The following is an 18,983-nucleotide window of genomic DNA, read 5'->3' on the forward strand; positions in this document are numbered from 1 at the left end:
GCTATCGAACGCTCATGAGGCCAGCAAGCGTTGCCACGGATGCGCGCGCCATGCGCTCGCGAGTGCACGAACGAGCTCGGCCTCGCTATCGGCGAGATGGCGGTCCGCGTGGACCGCGACGAGGCACAGGCTGAGCACCTCGGCGCGCAGCGCCGGATCCTCGAGCTCGCGCATGACCTGCTGCATCACGCCGGAGTCGAGCTTGCAGGCGTCGCTCCAATCCAGATGCGCGTTCGTGAGCAAGTCTTCGCACAGGTCTTGCAGGATCGTGCCGAATTCACCGGGCGCGAGGCCGAGCCGGTCCGCCATGCGCGCGCGATGCACGGCGGCGAGTTCGCTGGAGCTCAGATGGCCGTCGGCGAGCAGGGCGATGGCGACGATTCGGCCCGCGGCCTGCGGGCTATTGCTGGTGTAGGTTCGCATGGTCGAGTGTGGTCGAGAAGTCGTTGCAGGGATCGGGCGCGGCGCAAGCGCGCGCTTAGTCGAGCAGGTCGCGCAGCCACGACTTGTGGCGGCGTCCATCGCCACTGCGCTCGTGGTTGCGCCGTGCGCCGTGATCGTCGTGGCGCGCGGCGCGGTGCCCGCCGTGTTGCCCGCCGTAGCCGTCGTCGAAGCGGCGTGCTTCGGCGGAACTGGCGGCCACCGCGCGTTCGATCAGCCTGTCGAGTTCGCCACGGTCGAGCCAGACGCCGCGGCATTGCGGGCAGTAATCGAGTTCGACGCCTTGACGCTCCGAGATCGCGAGCGTGGTGTCAGGACAGTTCGGGCATTTCATGATGCGCTCCGTTGAAGTTGGATCGTCGAAGCCCGCACCAGGCTTGCTCTTGCGGGCCGGTGCGGCTGCGATGGAATTCATCCTCGCAGAGAAAAATGAGCGAAGAATGAGGACGGCGCGGGTCCGTCCCCGCACGCGTTACGGCGTCTCCAGGCTGCCGCCCTTGCTCTCGGGCGCACGCGTCTTGAAGAGCGACACCACCACGCCGCCCGCGAGCAGCGCCGCCGTCACGCCGAGGCTCAGCAGCGGCGGAATCTTGCCGATGATGCCCACCAGAAAGATCTTCGCGCCGATGAACACCAGCACGAGCGCAAGCGCATGCTTGAGGTAGTGGAAGCGGTGCGCCATGGCCGCGAGCGCGAAGAACAGCGCGCGCAGGCCGAGCACGGCGAAGATGTTGCTCGTATAGACGATGAACGGATCGGTGGTGATCGAGAAGATCGCCGGGATCGAGTCGACGGCGAAGATCAGATCGGCGAATTCGACCATCAGCAGCGCGACCAGCAGCGGCGTGGCGAAGCGCTTGAGCTTGCCCGTTTCCGGGTGCGCACGCCGCACGATGAACGCGCCGCCTTCGAGCCGCGGCGTGACGGGCAGCACACGGCGGATCAGGCGCAGCGTCTTGCTGTTCTCCACGCCTGCTTTTTCGCTGGCGTTTTCGTTCGTTGCTTCTTTCGTGCCGAGCAGCATCTTCACGCCGGTCACCGCGAGAAAGAGGCCGAACACGAACAGCATCCACTCGAACTGCGCGACGAGCGCCGCGCCGAGGCCCACCATGATCGCGCGCAGCACGAGCACACCGACGATGCCCCAGAACAGCACGCGATGCTGATACACGCGCGGCACCGCGAGCGCCCCGAAGATCGACGCGATCACGAACACGTTGTCGAGCGAGAGCGACTTTTCGATCAGATAGCCGGTGAGGTACTCGGTGGCCGGCTGTGCGCCGAGCTGCCACCAGATGAAGCCGCCGAACAGCACGCCGATCGTGATGTAGCCGAGCGAGAGCCACAGGCTTTCGCGGATGCCGATTTCGCGGTCGTCGCGATGCAGCACGCCGAGATCGAGCGCCAGCAGCACGATCACCACCGCGAGGAAGGCGGCCCAGAGCCAGACAGGCTGTCCGAGGAAGCTGGCGGTGAAAAGCGGCGGGAGCATGGGCTGAGTCCTTGTCGTGGCGTTGCATCTGAGTGGAAATTCGGCCACGCGCGGGATTCGCGCGATGGCTGACGATTGGGCCGGGGCCCAAACGTCAGCTTAGCGACGGAAAATGAGCGGGAAATGAGGCACGTGAGGCGTGCCAGGAGCGCGAGGCGCACGGCTTGCGACGTGCGTTTCAAGAGGGCGCGCGTCGCGCCTCAGAACTGGTAGTTGATGGAGATATCGCACACGCCATCGGTCTTCGTCTGGATGATCGGGCTGCCGGCGGCGCTGCCGAGCAGGCGCTTGATTGCGCCATCCGCGCTCACGAACCAGTGCTTGTTGACGAAGTACACCATCGTGATGCCGAAGCCCGCCGACTTGAGCCCTGCGCCTGCGCTGTACTGCCGGTAGCCTGAGGCGGCGGCTTGCTGTGGCGTCACGCCAAACCAGCTCTGCATGTAGTTCGAGTCGGCGAACGTCACGGACGGGCCCGCGAACCAATAAAACGTTTCGTTGCTGCCCGGCAGCGGCATATAGGTGCCGAGGTCGGCGCTCCAGCCATTCGAGCCGCCGAAGCTGCGCGTGAACGCCGCGCGGAACACGAGCGGAAAATCCTTCGACACCACGTATTCGGCGGCCAGCTTCATCTCGGGCGCCGGGTTGATGTTGCCGAGGCCGTTCAGGCGCGATGGGTCGTCCTGGCCGCGCCGCCCGAGGTCATACGCGGCGGCCACGCTCACGCGCCAGTTCGGGCCTTGCAGGACATTCACGCCGAAGCCTTCGCCGGTAGAGCCGAACAGGATGTCCTTGTAGCGGATGTCGATGCTCGGGCCGGCCAGCATGTGATAGCGGTCCGAGCCGTCGTAGCGCGGCTCGAAGGTTGAGCCGATGCCAAGCCGCGCCTCGAGCGGCGGCCGCTCGGGCTCGAACAGTTTTTCGAGCGGGATGCCGGCCGAGTATTGCCATTCCCCGAGCGGCGAGGGCGTTTGCGCCGAAGCGCACGGCGCGAAGGCGGCGAGTACGCAGGCTGCCGCAGCGATGGTCAGCGATGCGCGCCGGCCGGCGCGTGGCCGCGTGCCGCAAGCGTCGTTCCGATACCGCCATTGGCGTGGACTTGTTCTGGTTGTTCGCTCGTACGCGGTACCGGGTGCGCAAGGCATGAGGCCTCCGTGGTTGCCTGATTCGCCGGGACATTTCCGTTCAGTGTGATGGGACACCATCGCGGCTGCCCGTGCGTTGGCGCACACCATGCAATCGACGTGCCTGCGCCAGGGCGTCCGTTGCACGGCCCGCGCATCGCGCCGGCACGCCTGCGCGGCCAGGCCGGCTCTCGCGGGCCGCAATGATTCGTGCGACCGGCCGGGAAAATAGCCGGAAAAACAAGGGTTTCCCTGCGCGCGGGCGGCGCGCAACGGGCCAAAAGCGCTTGCGCCGCTCGCCGGGTAACATCGATACAGGTATCGCCACTACCACCCAACTCCCTGTTTTTTATCGCTTTTTTTCACGAGAGGCGGTGCGGGCGGCGCATTTCGCGTGGCATAATCGATTCACAACGCAACGCCCCCGCAGTCACACGAAGTCATTCAATCCCCGCATATCATGGCAAAGACGCTCTACGACAAGTTGTGGGACTCCCATGTGGTCCACACGGAAGACGACGGCACGACGCTCCTCTACATCGACCGTCATCTGCTGCACGAAGTCACCAGTCCGCAGGCATTCGAAGGCCTGAAGCTGCACGAGCGCCCGGTGTGGCGCCTCAGCGCGAACTTGGCCGTTTCCGACCATAACGTGCCCACCACCGACCGCAGCCACGGCATCGCGGACCCGGTCTCGAAGCTCCAGGTGGACACGCTCGATGCGAACTGCGACGCCTACGGCATCACGCAGTTCAAGATGACCGACCTGCGCCAGGGCATCGTCCACATCATCGGGCCGGAGCAGGGCGCCACGCTGCCGGGCATGACCATCGTGTGCGGCGACTCGCACACCTCGACGCACGGCGCGTTCGGCGCGCTTGCGCACGGCATTGGCACCTCGGAAGTCGAGCACGTGCTGGCCACGCAAACGCTCTTGCAGAAGAAGAGCAAGAACATGCTCGTGAAGGTCGAGGGCCAGTTGCCGCGCGGCTGCACCGCGAAGGACATCGTGCTCGCCATCATCGGCAAGATCGGCACGGCGGGCGGCACGGGTTACGCCATTGAGTTCGGCGGCTCGATGATCCGCGGCCTGACGATGGAAGGCCGCATGACCGTGTGCAACATGGCGATCGAGGCCGGCGCACGCGCGGGCATGGTGGCCGTGGACGACACCACGATCGAGTACCTCAAGGGCCGTCCGTTCTCGCCGCAGGGCGTGGAGTGGGATCAGGCTGTCGAATACTGGAAGGGCTTCCGCACCGACGACGGCGCGCACTTCGACCGCGTGGTCGAGCTGACCGCCGCCGACATCGTCCCGCAGGTCACGTGGGGCACGTCGCCGGAAATGGTCACGTCGATCGACGGCCGCGTGCCCGATCCCGAGCGCGAAAAGGACCCGGTAAAGCGCGACGCGATGGAACGCGCGCTGCAGTACATGGCGCTCGAGCCGAACACGCCGATCGAATCGATCAAGCCGGACAAGATCTTCATTGGCTCGTGCACGAACGCGCGCATCGAAGACCTGCGCTCCGCCGCTTACGTCGTGAAGAAGCTCGGCCGCCGCGTTGCGTCGAACATCCGTCTGGCGATGGTCGTGCCGGGCTCGGGTCTCGTGAAGGCGCAGGCCGAGCGCGAAGGGCTCGACAAGGTGTTCACCGAAGCGGGCTTCGAATGGCGCGAGCCGGGCTGCTCGATGTGCCTCGCGATGAATGCGGACCGGCTGGAGCCGGGCGAGCGCTGCGCGTCCACTTCGAACCGCAACTTCGAAGGCCGCCAGGGCGCGGGCGGACGCACGCACCTCGTGAGCCCGGCCATGGCAGCTGCCGCGGCAATCGAAGGGCACTTCGTCGACATTCGCAAGCTGGGCTGAGGACTGGATCACCGATCATGGAAAAATTCATCGTACATACCGGCCTCGTGGCGCCGCTCGATCGCGAGAACGTCGATACCGACGCGATCATCCCGAAGCAGTTTCTCAAGTCGATCAAGCGCACGGGCTTTGGGCCGAATGCGTTCGACGAGTGGCGTTATCTCGATCATGGCGAGCCGGGGCAGGATAACTCGAAGCGTCCGCTCAATCCAGATTTCGTGCTGAACCAGCCGCGATATCAGGGTGCGTCGATTCTGCTGACGCGCAAGAATTTTGGCTGCGGTAGCTCGCGCGAGCATGCGCCTTGGGCGCTCGATCAGTATGGGTTTCGGGCGATCATTGCGCCTAGCTTTGCTGATATTTTTTATAACAACTGCTTCAAGAACGGGCTGCTACCGATCGTGCTTTCCGAGGCGGATGTCGATCATCTGTTCAACGAAACGAATGCTTTTAACGGTTTTCAGCTTACCGTCGATCTGGATAAGCAGGTCGTGCGGACCGTGGATGGCGCCAGGGAATATCCGTTTGAAGTGGCCGCGTTCCGGCGTTATTGCCTCTTGAATGGGTTTGATGATATTGGGCTTACGCTGCGGCATGCCGACAAGATTCGGCAGTTTGAGGCTGAGCGGCTTGCGCGTCAGCCCTGGCTGAAGAACCGCGTTATTTAAGCGGTTGTATTGAGATGTTTTGGGGCCGGTGGCCCTATGCTGCTTTGGCCTTAAACTTGTTTTCGCGGCGGGCCGCTAGCGTTGCCCCTGTGCGGGGCGGCACCTACTTTTCTTTGCCGCGGCAAAGAAAAGTAGGCAAAAGAAAGCCGCTCAAACCGCCAGTGTGACGCAGTGGACCACTAACCGTATATCGGAGTGGCTCCGGAGCGTCTGCCATCACGGGACGTATAGCGGAGTGACTAAGGGCTCATCCATCCGGCGGCGCTACGCGCGCCGTGGGGTACAACCCAAACCCGGGGGATGCATGCGTATTGGTAGGATTCCTGCGTATGACTTGGTCGCACGCTGGGTTTTCCTTGCAGACCCTTCCGCCTGCGCGTAGCGCGTGGCGGGAAGTATGAGTCCTTTGTCACTTAGGTGGAGTGTGCGAGGAGACGGATGCCCCGGAGCCGCTCCGATAATAAGGGCAGTGGGGGACGGCGTCACACTGGCGGTGTGAGCCGCTTTCTTTTGCCTACTTTTCTTTGCGGCTGCAAAGAAAAGTAGGCGCCGCCCCGCACAGGGGCAACGCCTGCGGCCCGCCGCGAATACAAGTTAAGGCCAAAGAGCAATAGCACCGAAGTCCCGAGCGCAAGACCCCAGGCGCCAGCCTGTCCAAGCAACCCAAATCGAGCATCGGCGCGCACAGCGCACCCCACCCCACCCAACACAACCCCTATCGAGGAATCAAGAGATGAAGATTGCAGTGTTGCCGGGCGACGGCATCGGTCCCGAGATCATCAAGGAAGCCGTCAAGGTCCTCAACGCCCTCGGCGAGAAGTTCGAGCTGGAAGAAGCGCCCGTAGGCGGCGCAGGCTACGAAGCAAGCGGCCATCCGCTGCCGGAAGCCACACTCGCGCTCGCAAAGGCCGCCGACGCGATCCTCTTCGGCGCCGTGGGCGACTGGAAGTACGACAAGCTCGAGCGCGCGCTGCGCCCGGAGCAAGCCATCCTGGGCCTGCGCAAGCACCTGGAGCTGTTCGCGAACTTCCGCCCGGCGATCTGCTACCCGCAACTGACGGGCGCTTCGTCGTTGAAGCCGGAAATCGTCTCGGGCCTCGACATCCTGATCGTGCGCGAACTCAACGGCGACATCTACTTCGGCCAGCCGCGCGGCACGCGCGAGGCGCCGGACGGCAACTTCAAGGGCGCGCGCGAAGGCTTCGACACCATGCGCTACGCGGAACCCGAAGTGCGCCGCATCGCGCACGTGGCCTTCCAGGCCGCTCAAAAGCGCCAGAAGAAGCTCACCTCGGTCGACAAGGCCAACGTGCTCGAAACCTCGCAGTTCTGGAAAGACATCATGATCGATGTCTCGAAGGAGTACCCGGACGTCGAGCTCTCGCACATGTACGTCGATAACGCAGCCATGCAGCTCGTGAAGGCGCCCAAGGCATTCGACGTGGTCGTCACCGGCAACATGTTCGGCGACATTCTCTCCGACGAAGCCGCCATGCTCACGGGCTCGATCGGCATGCTGCCCTCGGCCTCGCTCGACAAGAACAACAAGGGCCTGTACGAGCCCTCGCACGGTTCGGCACCGGACATCGCGGGCAAGGGCATTGCCAATCCGCTCGCGACCATCCTCTCGGCCGCCATGATGCTGCGCTATTCGCTCGGCCGCGCCGAGCAGGCAGAGCGCATCGAGAACGCGGTGAAGAAGGTGCTCGAACAGGGTTATCGCACCGGCGATATCGTCACCCCGGACTGCAAGCAGGTCGGCACGGCAGCAATGGGCGACGCGGTGGTCGCGGCGCTGTAAAGCTGTCGTAAAAGGGCACGCCTGAGCAGTATTCAGGCGTGCCCTTTTTTCAGATGTCCCGGGCAATGTTTTGAGATGCGCGCGGATGCAAGGCGCGCAGCGGCGGCGCGGCCAAAGCCCGTCGCAAATAACGGAAAGTGCGGGTAAGCCCCGCGCGAAATTACGGTTTTCGTGTATATTGTCCCGATGGCGACGATCCCCCAGATCACTTCTGTTTCGAACATCCACGGCACGGCCCGTGTGATTACGCTCGCCATCACCACGAAAACGATTATTACCAAAACGATCATCACTCGTTGATCGCTCGTCGTGCCCGCTCATCTTCCCCGCGCGGCCACGCCGGGCGAGCGAAGCGGGGAAGTGTCCATTTCAAGGGTTAATCATGAACGTAGGTCTCGTAGGTTGGCGCGGCATGGTCGGCAGCGTGCTGATGCAGCGCATGCAGGAAGAACGCGATTTCGACCTGATCGAACCGGTGTTTTTCAGCACCAGTAACGCAGGCGGCGCAGCACCGTCGTTCGCCAAAAACGAGACGAAGCTCAAGGACGCCAATAGCGTCGACGAGCTCAAGAAGTGCGACATCATCATCACCTGCCAGGGCGGCGACTACACCAACGAGGTGTATCCGAAGCTGCGCGCGGCAGGCTGGAACGGCTACTGGATCGACGCGGCCTCGGCGCTGCGCATGAAGGACGACGCGGTCATCATCCTCGACCCGGTCAACCTCGACGTCATCAAGGACGCGCTCGTCAAGGGCCAGAAGGATTTCATCGGCGGCAACTGCACGGTCAGCCTGATGCTGATGGCGCTCGGCGGCCTGTTCCGCGAGAACCTCGTCGACTGGATGACGGCCATGACCTATCAGGCCGCTTCGGGCGCGGGCGCGCAGAACATGCGCGAGCTGCTCGCGCAGATGGGCGCGCTCAATGCGGCGGTTGCAACCGATCTGGCAAACCCGTCGTCGGCGATTCTCGATATCGACCGCAAGGTGCTCGCCACCATGAACAGCGACGCCATGCCGACCGCCCATTTCGGCGTGCCGCTCGCGGGCTCGCTGATCCCCTGGATCGACAAGGACCTCGGCAACGGCATGTCGAAGGAAGAGTGGAAGGGCGGCGCCGAAACCAACAAGATCCTCGGCAAGCCGGCCATGGGCGAGCCGGGCTCGATTCCGGTCGACGGCCTGTGCGTGCGCATCGGCGCGATGCGCTGCCACTCGCAGGCGCTCACCATCAAGCTCAAGAAGGACGTGCCGCTCGACGAGATCGACGGCATCCTCGCCTCGGCCAACGACTGGGTCAAGGTCGTGCCGAACCAGCGCGAAGTCTCGATGCGCGAACTGTCGCCGGCAGTCGTCACAGGCACCCTCTCGGTGCCGGTCGGCCGCCTGCGCAAGCTCGCGATGGGCGGCGAGTATCTGTCCGCCTTCACGGTCGGCGACCAGCTGCTGTGGGGCGCCGCCGAGCCGCTGCGCCGCATGCTGCGCATTCTGCTCGACAAGTGAATGAATTAAACTACGCGCCTGATGACGCGTAGACAGGGTGATAAAAGCGCCGCGCCTGTCGCGGCGCTTTTTTATTTCCGGTTGATTTCCGGAAACTGGCCGATGGCCAGTGCGCCCGCACGCAACGAATTTCCGTTTCATCGACTGCCGCGCGAGCGGTGTGCCAGGGCATCTGATGATCGTTCGATTTGATTCCGTTACCAACCTGAATTTGAAAGCGCGGCGCATCGCCGTTGCCGTTTCTGCCGCGGCAATGGCCGCCATGGCCGGTACCGCCGGTGTGGCGCACGCGCAAGGCGGCGCCAAGGCGGCAACAACCGCGGCGCCTGCAGCAGCTCAAGCAACGGCGAGCGGCGCGGCGGCTGCCGCTGCCGCGTCGGGCGCCTCCGCCGCTGCGGCTGCGCTGCCCGTGATCGGCCAGTACACCGTCCGTGCGGGGCAGTCGCTGCACGATGTGGCCGTCGATGTCACGCAGTCGCACGACAAGACGGTGCTCGCACGCGCGAGCCAGGCGCTGTTCGAAGCGAATCCCGCGGCGTTCATGAAGCACGATCCGAGCCGCCTGCGGGTGGGCGCCGTGCTGAACGTGCCGGGTACGCCCGACATGGCCAGCGCCGCAGCCGGTGCTTCGGCGCCTGCGGCGGGGGCTTCGGCAGTGGCGCCTGCCGTTGCGGCGAGTGCGCCCGCAGCGGCGCCTGGCGCTGCCTCGGCTTCGGGTGCCACGGGCGCCAGTGCCGCCACCCATGCAGCGACCACGGCGGGCGCTTCCGCCAGCGCTGCAGTCGGCGCAAGCAGCGGTGCGGCTGCGAATGCCGGTGCAGCCGCGGCGAGCGGCGCGGCTGGTGCCTCGGCGTCTATGGAGGCTGGCGCGAGCGCGGTGAATGCGGCGGCGGCGTCCGGCGCTTCGGCCGCAGCAAATGCAGGCGCGGAGCCCGCATCAGCCAGCGACGCTCATTCGTGGAGCGGCGCCATCCAGGCCGCACCGGCCGCAGGCGCGGCATCGGGTGCGTCCGCCACGCCGGGCGCGGCGGCGTCGGCGCCCGTCACGGTGTCGAGCCTGCAGCAGTTGCTTGCACTCAAGAATCGCGTGCTGATGGCGTTGCAGCAGCACGGCATCGGCAAGCAGGCGCCGGTAGCCGGCGCTCCGGCCGGGACGGCGGGTGCGCAAGGCGGTGCTGCCGCAGGCGGCGCGGCGCTGGGCGTAAATGCTGCGCAGCCCGAGGTCTCGCCGGTGACGTTGGGCGTTCTGGCTGCGCTCGTGCTGGCTTTCGTCGCGCTGATCGTGCGCCTGCTCATGCGCAAGCGCCGCAAGCCGGCGCCTGCGGCCGATGCAGCCAATGCGCAGGCGCTGGACGTGCCGCCTTCATCCGCCGTCTCGCCCGCCGCGCAAACTTCCGCGCCCCAGCCGGCGTACGAGGATGCAGCGGTTCCGCCCGAATCGCTTGCACAGCCGGCTGCGCCGTTGTCGGCCGGTGCGGTTGCAGCCACCGCAGCCGCAATGGACGCCGCCAAGGCCGCCGAGGCGGCCTCGGCAGAAGCCGAGACGCCGCGCCACGACGCCGCGCTCGACCGCGCCACGGATGCCGCGAGCCTGTCGGCCGCCGCCGAACTGGGCGGCGAGGCACTGCCGCCGCCGGGGTTCGAGGCGCTGCACGGCGCGGCGCAGGACGGTCCCGCGGAACTGTGCGCGGACCGTGTGGAGCACGGCACGCACCCGCACGGTGTCGAGCCCGGCGAGCCGCAATCGCTCGCCGACGCAACCGATGCCGCGAGCTTTGCCGCCGCAGCGGAACTGGGCGCGTCCGCATTGCCGCCCGAAGGGTTGGCGGGGCTGCGCACGGTGGGCGAAATGGAGGAGCTGGCCCGCCAGGCCGAAGCGCAGGATCAGGCCGAAGCGCAGGACCAGGCCGAAGCGCAGGATCAGGCCGAAGCGCAGGATCAGGCCGAAGCGCAGGACCAGACCAAGGCGCAGGACCAGGCCGAAGCGCAGGATCAAGCCAAGGCCAACGCCGAGCACGAGGCAGCCCATGCCGAACCACGCCCGATCGAACTGACGATCCCGGGCGCTCCGGCTGATCCGCACGCGCCCGCCGCCCACGAGGCCCCGGCGCCCGAGGCGCCGACCGAACCTGAGGCGCCTGCTGAGACAGCAGCGCCGCATCTGCACGCGCCCGCGATCCCGGGCGACGAGGCCGCGCCAGAAGCGCCGCCAGAAGCGTTTGCAGCACCCGCTGTCCCACTAGAACAAAAAGTAGAAATGCCCCATCAGGAAGTACCGAAGCTGGAAGTCCCGCAGGAGTTTCCGAAGTCCGCCGTCGACGCTCTCGGCGGCCTCGACATGCCGTTGCCGCCGCGCGTCGAAACGCCCGAGCCCATGCCCGGCATGCCGATCTCGACGGAGCCGGTCGCGACGCCCGAGACCATCGCGCGTCAATCGCTGCCGTTTGTCCAGCCGCCCGTGCCGCCGGCCGGCGAGGCCATCGAAGCGGGCATCGCGGGCGCAGGCGCGATCGCGGGCCTCGGCGCACCGCGCTTTGGCGCGCTCACGCTCGATTTCGACCTGAATCTACCGGCCGATTCCGCCGAGCCGCTGCCGGTCTTCACGCCCGATCAGCTCTCGCGCATCGCCCGCAACAAGCTCGACCTCGCGCACGAGTACATCGCGCTCGGCGACCTGTCGGGCGCCCGCGCGCTGATCAACGAAGTGATCGAGTCGAACGACCACGCCACGCGCGCCGACGCGCAGGCGCTGCTGTCGACGCTCTCGCCGCTGTCCTGACGCCGACGCCGCCATATGCGTATCGCGCTAGGAATCCAGTACGACGGGGCCGCGTTCTGCGGCTGGCAATCGCAACCGCACGGCAAGACGGTGCAGGACGCGCTCGAGCGCGCGCTGCGCGAGTTCGCCACCGTGCCACTGCCCACGGTCGTTGCGGGCCGCACCGACACGGGCGTGCACGGCCTCGGCCAGGTCGTGCACTTCGACACCGATCTCGACCGCGCGCCGTTCTCGTGGGTGCGCGGCACCAACGCGTTTCTGCCATCGACGGTGGCCGTGCAATGGGCGCAGCCGATGCCTGAGGCGTTCCACGCGCGCTTTTCGGCGTTCGAGCGCACCTACTATTACGCGCTCTACGTGAACGCCGTGCGCTCGCCAATGCTGGCGGGCCGTGCGGGCTGGATCCACACGCCGCTCGACGTCGACGCGATGCGCGAGGCCGCTGCCTGCCTGATCGGCGAGCACGATTTTTCGGCGTTCCGCTCGTCCGAATGCCAGTCGAAGACGCCCGTGAAGCACCTGTATCAGATCGACATCCGGCCGCTTGGCGATTTCATCCACTTTCGCTTCCGCGCGAACGCCTTTCTTCACCACATGGTGCGCAACCTGATGGGCGCCCTCGTGGCGGTGGGGCGGGGCCGTTATCCGGCCGCGTGGATGGCCGAGGTGCTGGCCGGGCTCGACCGCACGAAGGCCGCGCCGACCTTCATGCCGGATGGCCTGTATCTCGCGCAAGTAGGCTATCCTGACGAGTTCGCGGTACCTGCTGCGCATACGGCGAGCGTGCCGTGGAGCACGGTCTGGACCGACGCAACCTAGCTTCATCCGCATCCGGTTCCGAAAATACCCGAAAGCGCGCTTAAATTGACGCGAAAATCGTGCAAAAGCGTGCCGCGCCACAGCCGCGCAAAACCTGAAACAGCCAGACAAGCCATCGAGCCTCAACCCATGACGCCAGCCGAGCAACCTGCCACCGCCGCCACGCACCGCACGCGCATCAAGCTGTGCGGGCTTTCGACGCCCGAGGCGGTCGCGCACGCCATCGACCTGGGCGCGGATGCCATCGGGCTCGTGTTCTATCCGCCGAGCTCGCGCTCGGTGAGCGTGGCCCAGGCCGTCGAGCTCACCCACGACATTCCGCCGTTCGTCTCGGTCGTGGGCCTCTTCGTGAACGCCACGCCGCAATGGATCAGCGAGGTGGCGAGCAACGTCTCGCTCACGCTGCTGCAGTTCCACGGCGACGAAACCCCCGAGCAGTGCGAGTCGCTGGCCTCGGTTGCCGGTTTGCCCTGGTTGCGCGCATTGCGGGTGGCGGCCGATACTCGCGAGGCCGATTTGATAGAATCGGCAAATCGTTATTCATCAGCCAGCGGCCTGCTTTTCGACACCCATGTGGAAGGCTACGGCGGCGGCGGGAAGGTCTTCGATTGGTCACTTATCCCCGCAGGGCTCGCGCGTCGGGCCGTTTTGAGTGGTGGCTTGAACGCGCAAAACGTCAGTGATGCGATTCGCCAGGTGCGTCCGTTCGCCGTCGATGTCTCCAGTGGCATCGAGGTGCCGGGCACCAAGGGCGTGAAAGATCACGCCCGCATGGCGGCGTTCGTGCGCGCAGTGCGCGAAGCGGACGCGGGATAATTTCTTGGGCCAGCCAGCCTTTGCGCAACGCAAGGGGTTCTGGCCTCAGCGAGTGACTTATGTACAATTTGCCCGATGAACGTGGCCATTTCGGCCCTTATGGCGGCGTGTTCGCTGCCGAAACCCTCATGCAGGCGATCGACGAACTGCGCGACGCCTACGCGAAATTCAAGGACGATCCCGACTTCCGCGCCGAATATGAGCGCGAGTTGAAGCATTTTGTCGGCCGTCCGTCGCCGATTTATCACGCGCAGCGCTGGAGCGAGCTGCTGGGCGGCGCGCAGGTCTATCTGAAGCGCGAAGACCTGAACCACACCGGCGCGCACAAGGTGAACAACGTGATCGGCCAGGCGTTGCTCGCCAAGCGCATGGGCAAGCCGCGCGTGATCGCGGAAACCGGCGCGGGCCAGCACGGCGTGGCCACCGCGACCATCGCGGCGCGCTTCGGCATGGAGTGCGTCGTCTACATGGGCGCCGAGGACGTGCGCCGCCAGGCTGCCAACGTCTACCGCATGAAGCTGCTGGGCGCGACTGTGGTTCCGGTCGAATCGGGCTCGCGCACGCTCAAGGACGCGCTCAACGAAGCTATGCGCGACTGGGTCACCAACGTCGAAAACACCTTCTACATCATCGGCACCGTCGCGGGCCCGCACCCGTATCCGATGATGGTGCGCGACTTCCAGCGCGTGATCGGCGACGAATGCCGCGTGCAGATGCCGGAAATGACGGGTCGCCAGCCCGACGCCGTGATCGCGTGCGTGGGCGGCGGTTCGAACGCGATGGGCATCTTTTACCCGTATATCGAGGATAGTTCGGTGCAGTTGATCGGCGTCGAGCCTGCCGGCGACGGCATGGAGACGGGCCGTCACGCGGCCTCGCTCGCAGCCGGCACGCCGGGCGTGCTGCATGGTAACCGCACCTATCTGCTGCAGGACGAGAACGGCCAGATCATCGAGACGCACTCGGTCTCGGCGGGCCTCGACTATCCGGGCGTCGGTCCCGAGCATGCGTGGCTCAAGGACAGCGGCCGCGCGCAGTACGTGACCATCGACGACGAGGAAGCGCTCAAGGCGTTCCACGACTGCTGCCGCATCGAAGGCATCATTCCGGCGCTCGAATCGAGCCACGCGCTCGCGTACGCGGCGAAGCTCGCGCCCACGCTGCCCAAGGACAAGGTTCTGCTGGTGAACCTGTCGGGCCGCGGCGACAAGGACATGCACACGGTCGCCGAGCGATCGGGCATCCAGTTCTGAGCTCCCGGAGCGACACAAGCGATGCGTGACGAGTTCGACGAGCCGCAGATGCCGGCGCCCGTGGGCGAGGCCGGTGCCGAGGCGACCGCTTCCGTAGCGGCCGCCGAAGCGCCAGCCGAGGTGCCCCCGGTGCCGGCAGTGCCTGCCGTGCCCGATGGCATCCGGCTCCTGAACCGCGATTTTCTGACCGATGCGGCGAACCTGCCCGATGCCTCGATCGATTTGATCGTCGCCGATCCGCCTTATGGGCTCGGCAAGGACTACGGCAACGACTCCGACATGCGCTCGGGCGAGGATTTCCTCGCCTGGACGTACGAGTGGCTCGACCTGGCGATTCCGAAGCTCAAGGCGAGCGGCTCGCTCTATGTGTTCTGCACCTGGCAGTACGCGCCCGAGATCTTCGTTTATCTGAAGTCGAAAATGACGATGATTAACGAGATCGTCTGGGATCGCCGCGTACCCAGCATGGGCGGCACGACCCGCCGCTTCACTTCGGTGCACGACAACATCGGTTTCTTCGCGGTTTCGAAGGATTATTACTTCGATCTCGATCCCGTCCGCATCCCGTACGATGCCGTCACGAAGAAGGCGCGTTCGCGCAAGTTGTTCGAAGGCAGCAAGTGGCTCGAGCTCGGCTACAACCCCAAGGACGTCTGGTCCGTCTCGCGGCTGCACCGGCAGCACGCCGAGCGCGTGGATCATCCCACCCAGAAGCCGCTTGAGATCGTCGAGCGCATGGTGCTCGCGAGCTGCCCGCCGGGCGGCCGCGTGCTGGACCCGTTCATGGGCAGCGGCACCACGGCAGTCGCTTGCGCACGCCACAGACGCGAATTCGTCGGCTATGAAATTAACGAAAGTTACTGCGCGATCGCGCGCGAACGCGTGAGCGCGGCCGCCATGACGGCCACCGCGCCCGCTGCCGCGGCCGCCATCGATGCGGCGGACGCCTGACGCGCCGCCGCCGGCTCGCGCCGCGCGGTAACGACCGAATCTGAGGACCCTAGTTATGTCCCGCATCAAAACCACGTTCGAGGCGCTCGCCGCCGCCAACAAGAAAGGCCTGATCCCGTTCATGACCGCCGGCGACCCCGATCCGGCGCGCACGGTCGAATTCATGCATGCGCTCGCCGCCGGCGGCGCCGACGTGATCGAACTCGGCGTGCCGTTCTCGGACCCGATGGCCGACGGCCCGGTGATCCAGCAATCCTCCGAGCGCGCGCTCGAGAAGGGCGTGACGCTCAAGAGCGTGCTCGCCGACGTCAAGCGTTTCCGCGAAACCGACAACCAGACGCCCGTCGTGCTGATGGGCTACGCGAACCCGATCGAGCGCATGGGCGCCGACGCGTTCGCCACCGCCGCGAAGGCCGCGGGCGTGGATGGCGTGCTGGTGGTCGACTATCCGCCCGAGGAGTCGGTGGAGTTCGCCGCGAAGATGAAGGCCGCCGACATCGACCCGATCTTTCTGCTCGCGCCCACCTCCACCGACGAGCGCATCGCCGAAGTGGGCCGCGTTGCGAGCGGCTATGTCTACTACGTCTCGCTCAAGGGCGTGACGGGCGCCGCGAACCTCGACGTCGCGAGCATCGCGAGTAAAATCCCGGCGATCAAGGCGCGCGTGCCGTTGCCGGTCGGCGTCGGTTTCGGCATTCGCGACGCGCAAACCGCGGCCGCGGTGGCCCAGGTGTCCGACGCCGTGGTGATCGGCAGCCGTATCGTGCAACTGCTCGAGCAGGCGCCGGCTGAGACCGCCGCCGAGGCGCTCACGCAATTCGTGAGCGACATTCGGACCGCGCTCGATGCAGTATCGGCCAACGCGAAATGAGACTGCTGTAAAATCGCTTTTTCGCCATGCGCGGTCGGGGTCGGAACCCGGTCTATCGAGACCCGATCGAATGACGTCGCCGTCGGGCCTGCTGCCATTGCAGGCCGACAAGCAACGACCGTCTGCCGCGCCCGCGCATCACGAACAAGGAATCCATATTCATGAGCTGGCTCGATAAACTGCTGCCGCCCAAGATCAAGCAAACCGATCCGAAAAGCCGCAAGAGCATTCCGGAAGGTCTGTGGATCAAGTGCCCGTCGTGCGAAGCGGTCCTGTACCGCAACGACGTGGAGGCCAATCTGCACGTCTGCCCGAAGTGCGATCACCACATGCGCATCAACGCGCGTGAGCGCCTCGACGGTCTGCTCGATCCGGAAGGCCGCTATGAAATCGGCCAGGAAATCGTGCCGGTCGACGCGCTGAAGTTCAAGGACAGCCGCAAGTACCCCGACCGCATCAAGGAAGCGATGGACGACACCGGCGAAACCGACGCCATGGTCGTCATGGGCGGCGCGATCCACACGCTGCCGTGCGTGGTCGCCTGCTTCGAGTTCTCGTTCATGGGCGGCTCGATGGGCTCGGTGGTGGGCGAGCGCTTCGCACGCGGCGCGCAGAACGCGCTCGAGCAGCAAGTGCCGTTCATCTGCTTCACGGCTTCCGGTGGCGCGCGCATGCAGGAAAGCCTGCTCTCGCTCATGCAGATGGCCAAGACCACGGCCATGCTCACGAAGCTCTCGGACGCCAAGCTGCCGTTCATCTCCGTGCTGACCGACCCCACGATGGGCGGCGTCTCGGCGAGCTTCGCGTTCCTCGGCGACGTCGTGATCGCGGAACCGAAGGCGCTGATCGGCTTCGCTGGCCCGCGCGTGATCGAGCAGACGGTGCGCGAGAAGCTGCCCGAAGGCTTCCAGCGCTCGGAATTCCTGCTGCAGAAGGGCGCCATCGACATGATCATCGACCGCCGCAAGATGCGCGAAGAAATCGCCCAATTGATGGCGTTGCTGCAGCGTCAGCCCGCCGACGCGGTGGCCTGAGTCCCCCCAAGCAGCCGTTAGTGTCGCCGTAAAGGCGAGGCAGCAAAGATAATTGCAAACGTGCGGAACTCGCAGCTTCCGCGCCCTGTCACACGCGCCGCAAGCGAAAGCAAGCGGCGCGTTGTCATTTCCGCGATAATGCCGTTTTTTCGCAGCGGCTCGCGCGCGTGAACGGCGCGCCGAACCCACGCGCCATTGCACGAACGCACGCAGTGCACGGATTTCCTGAATCGTCCCGATGAGTACTTTTCCTACCCTCGACGCGTGGCTCACGCATCTCGAAACTGCGCATCCGGTCGGCATCGACATGGGTCTCGATCGCATCCGCAAGGTCAAGGAGGCGCTGAACCTGAAGTTCGAATGCCCGATGTTCACGGTCGGCGGCACGAACGGGAAGGGCTCCACCTGCGCGATTCTCGAAACCATCCTGCTGAAGGCGGGCTATCACGTCGGCTGTCATACCTCGCCGCACCTGCTGTCGTTCAATGAGCGTGCGCGCATCGACGGCGCAGAAGCGAGCGACGCCGACCTGCTGCCGCACTTCGAGGCCGTGGAAGCCGCGCGCAACGCGTTCGACAAGCCCGTCTCGCTCACCTATTTCGAGTTCACCACGCTCGCGATCATGCATCTGTTCGCCTCGCGCGGGCTCGACGCCGTGATCTTCGAAGTCGGTCTCGGTGGCCGCCTCGATGCCGTGAACGTGCTCGACACCGACTGCGCGGTCATCACGAGCATCGACCTCGACCACACCGAGTATCTCGGCGACACGCGCGAGAAGATCGCCTTCGAAAAGGCTGGCATCTTCCGCGCCGGCAGGCCGGCGATCTGCGCGGACCCGCTGCCGCCGCAGTCGCTCATCGACCATGCGCAGGCCATCGGCGCCGATCTGTGGCTCTTCGGCCGCGATTTCCGCTATGAAGGCCAGGCCGGCAGCGAGCGCCAGCAATGGAATTACGTGGGCCGCTCGCAGCGCCGTTCGGCGCTTGCGTATCCGGCGCTGCGCGGCGCGAATCAGCTGATCAATACCTCGGCGGCGCTCGCCGCGCTCGAATCGATGCGCGATCGCCTGCCGGTGTCGGCGCAGGATATTCGCCTCGGCCTTGCCAATGTGGAGTTGCCGGGCCGCTTCCAGGTGTTGCCGGGCAAGCCGCAAATCATCCTCGACGTGGGCCACAATCCGCACGCCGCGGCCGTGCTCGGGCAAAATCTCTCCAGCATGGGGTATTTTCCGTACACGTACGCGGTGTTTGGCGCCATGCGCGACAAGGACATCGCGGGCGTGATCGCGCACCTGAAGGGCGAGATCGACCACTGGTGCGTGACCGACCTGCCGTTGCCGCGTGCGGCTTCGGCGCAACAGCTTGAAGAAGTGCTGCGCGACTCGGGCGTCGAAGACGGCCCCGACAGCAGCGTTACGCGTCATGAAACGCCCGCCGCGGCGTTTCAAGATGCGCTAAAACGGGCGACTGAAAATGATAGAATTATCGTTTTCGGAAGTTTTTTGACGGTTGCCGGCGTGATGGCCTGGCGAAAGTCGCAGCAGCACTGATCGCGCGGTCC

General features: G+C 65.6%; 17 protein-coding genes. 12 read left to right on the plus strand and 5 right to left on the minus strand.

Going from position 1 to position 18,983, the window contains the following annotated elements; all coding sequences use genetic code 11:
• Positions 1 to 12: 12 nt before the first annotated feature.
• The 4 genes from E1956_RS26625 to E1956_RS26640 all read right to left on the minus strand — a co-directional run bounded on the left by E1956_RS26625 (position 13) and on the right by E1956_RS26640 (position 3,078).
• Positions 13 to 423, minus strand: a complete 411-nt coding sequence (locus tag E1956_RS26625; RefSeq protein WP_134754410.1) for a tellurite resistance TerB family protein — start codon at positions 421 to 423, stop codon at positions 13 to 15.
• Between the two features lie 55 nt (positions 424 to 478).
• Positions 479 to 775, minus strand: a complete 297-nt coding sequence (locus E1956_RS46990) for a TFIIB-type zinc ribbon-containing protein (RefSeq protein ID WP_134754412.1) — start codon at positions 773 to 775, stop codon at positions 479 to 481.
• Between the two features lie 138 nt (positions 776 to 913).
• Positions 914 to 1,933 (minus strand): TerC family protein, encoded by a 1,020-nt coding sequence (locus tag E1956_RS26635; protein ID WP_134754414.1) that lies wholly within the window; start codon positions 1,931 to 1,933, stop codon positions 914 to 916.
• Between the two features lie 200 nt (positions 1,934 to 2,133).
• The gene (locus tag E1956_RS26640) at positions 2,134 to 3,078 is read right to left on the minus strand and encodes a MipA/OmpV family protein (RefSeq protein ID WP_134754416.1); all 945 of its coding nucleotides are present in this window, start codon (positions 3,076 to 3,078) and stop codon (positions 2,134 to 2,136) included.
• Positions 3,079 to 3,517: 439 nt separating this feature from the next.
• Between E1956_RS26640 and leuC the strand changes: the two genes are divergently transcribed.
• The 3 genes from leuC (at position 3,518) to leuB (ending at position 7,396) form a co-directional block, all read left to right on the plus strand.
• Entirely contained in the window at positions 3,518 to 4,927 is a 1,410-nt protein-coding gene (leuC, locus tag E1956_RS26645) for a 3-isopropylmalate dehydratase large subunit (protein WP_134754418.1), read from the plus strand.
• 17 nt (positions 4,928 to 4,944) lie between these two features.
• Positions 4,945 to 5,595 carry a 3-isopropylmalate dehydratase small subunit gene (gene leuD / locus E1956_RS26650; RefSeq protein ID WP_134754420.1) on the plus strand — a complete coding sequence of 217 codons (651 nt, stop codon included), beginning with the start codon at positions 4,945 to 4,947 and terminating at the stop codon, positions 5,593 to 5,595.
• Positions 5,596 to 6,328: 733 nt separating this feature from the next.
• A complete protein-coding gene (gene leuB / locus E1956_RS26655; protein WP_134754422.1) occupies positions 6,329 to 7,396 on the plus strand; it encodes a 3-isopropylmalate dehydrogenase in 1,068 nt (355 codons plus the stop codon).
• Between the two features lie 32 nt (positions 7,397 to 7,428).
• Here leuB and E1956_RS46315 read toward each other — a convergent pair whose 3' ends face one another.
• On the minus strand, positions 7,429 to 7,689 hold the full coding sequence (locus tag E1956_RS46315; RefSeq protein ID WP_167760122.1) for a hypothetical protein: 261 nt from the start codon (positions 7,687 to 7,689) through the stop codon (positions 7,429 to 7,431).
• A gap of 89 nt (positions 7,690 to 7,778) precedes the next feature.
• On the opposite strand from E1956_RS46315, the gene asd reads away from it, so the two are divergent.
• From asd to folC, 9 genes are all read left to right on the plus strand, one after another.
• Entirely contained in the window at positions 7,779 to 8,900 is a 1,122-nt protein-coding gene (asd, locus tag E1956_RS26660; RefSeq protein ID WP_028219531.1) for an aspartate-semialdehyde dehydrogenase, read from the plus strand.
• Between the two features lie 175 nt (positions 8,901 to 9,075).
• The gene (locus tag E1956_RS26665; RefSeq protein ID WP_134754424.1) at positions 9,076 to 11,679 is read left to right on the plus strand and encodes a FimV/HubP family polar landmark protein; all 2,604 of its coding nucleotides are present in this window, start codon (positions 9,076 to 9,078) and stop codon (positions 11,677 to 11,679) included.
• 15 nt (positions 11,680 to 11,694) lie between these two features.
• Complete coding sequence (truA, locus tag E1956_RS26670) at positions 11,695 to 12,498, plus strand: tRNA pseudouridine(38-40) synthase TruA (protein ID WP_134754427.1); 804 nt, start codon at positions 11,695 to 11,697, stop codon at positions 12,496 to 12,498.
• 129 nt (positions 12,499 to 12,627) lie between these two features.
• Entirely contained in the window at positions 12,628 to 13,314 is a 687-nt protein-coding gene (locus E1956_RS26675; RefSeq protein ID WP_134754429.1) for a phosphoribosylanthranilate isomerase, read from the plus strand.
• A 59-nt stretch (positions 13,315 to 13,373) separates the two neighbouring features.
• Positions 13,374 to 14,567 (plus strand): tryptophan synthase subunit beta, encoded by a 1,194-nt coding sequence (trpB, locus tag E1956_RS26680; protein WP_134754431.1) that lies wholly within the window; start codon positions 13,374 to 13,376, stop codon positions 14,565 to 14,567.
• 21 nt (positions 14,568 to 14,588) lie between these two features.
• The gene (locus E1956_RS26685) at positions 14,589 to 15,518 is read left to right on the plus strand and encodes a DNA-methyltransferase (RefSeq protein ID WP_134754433.1); all 930 of its coding nucleotides are present in this window, start codon (positions 14,589 to 14,591) and stop codon (positions 15,516 to 15,518) included.
• 55 nt (positions 15,519 to 15,573) lie between these two features.
• Entirely contained in the window at positions 15,574 to 16,389 is an 816-nt protein-coding gene (gene trpA, locus E1956_RS26690) for a tryptophan synthase subunit alpha (protein WP_134754435.1), read from the plus strand.
• Positions 16,390 to 16,550: 161 nt separating this feature from the next.
• Positions 16,551 to 17,423 (plus strand): acetyl-CoA carboxylase, carboxyltransferase subunit beta, encoded by an 873-nt coding sequence (gene accD / locus E1956_RS26695; RefSeq protein ID WP_134754437.1) that lies wholly within the window; start codon positions 16,551 to 16,553, stop codon positions 17,421 to 17,423.
• 238 nt (positions 17,424 to 17,661) lie between these two features.
• Entirely contained in the window at positions 17,662 to 18,972 is a 1,311-nt protein-coding gene (folC, locus tag E1956_RS26700) for a bifunctional tetrahydrofolate synthase/dihydrofolate synthase (RefSeq protein ID WP_134754439.1), read from the plus strand.
• Positions 18,973 to 18,983: the final 11 nt, after the last annotated feature.

It is taken from the genome of Paraburkholderia pallida (genome assembly GCF_004524855.1).
GTDB classification, from domain to species: domain Bacteria; phylum Pseudomonadota; class Gammaproteobacteria; order Burkholderiales; family Burkholderiaceae; genus Paraburkholderia; species Paraburkholderia oxyphila.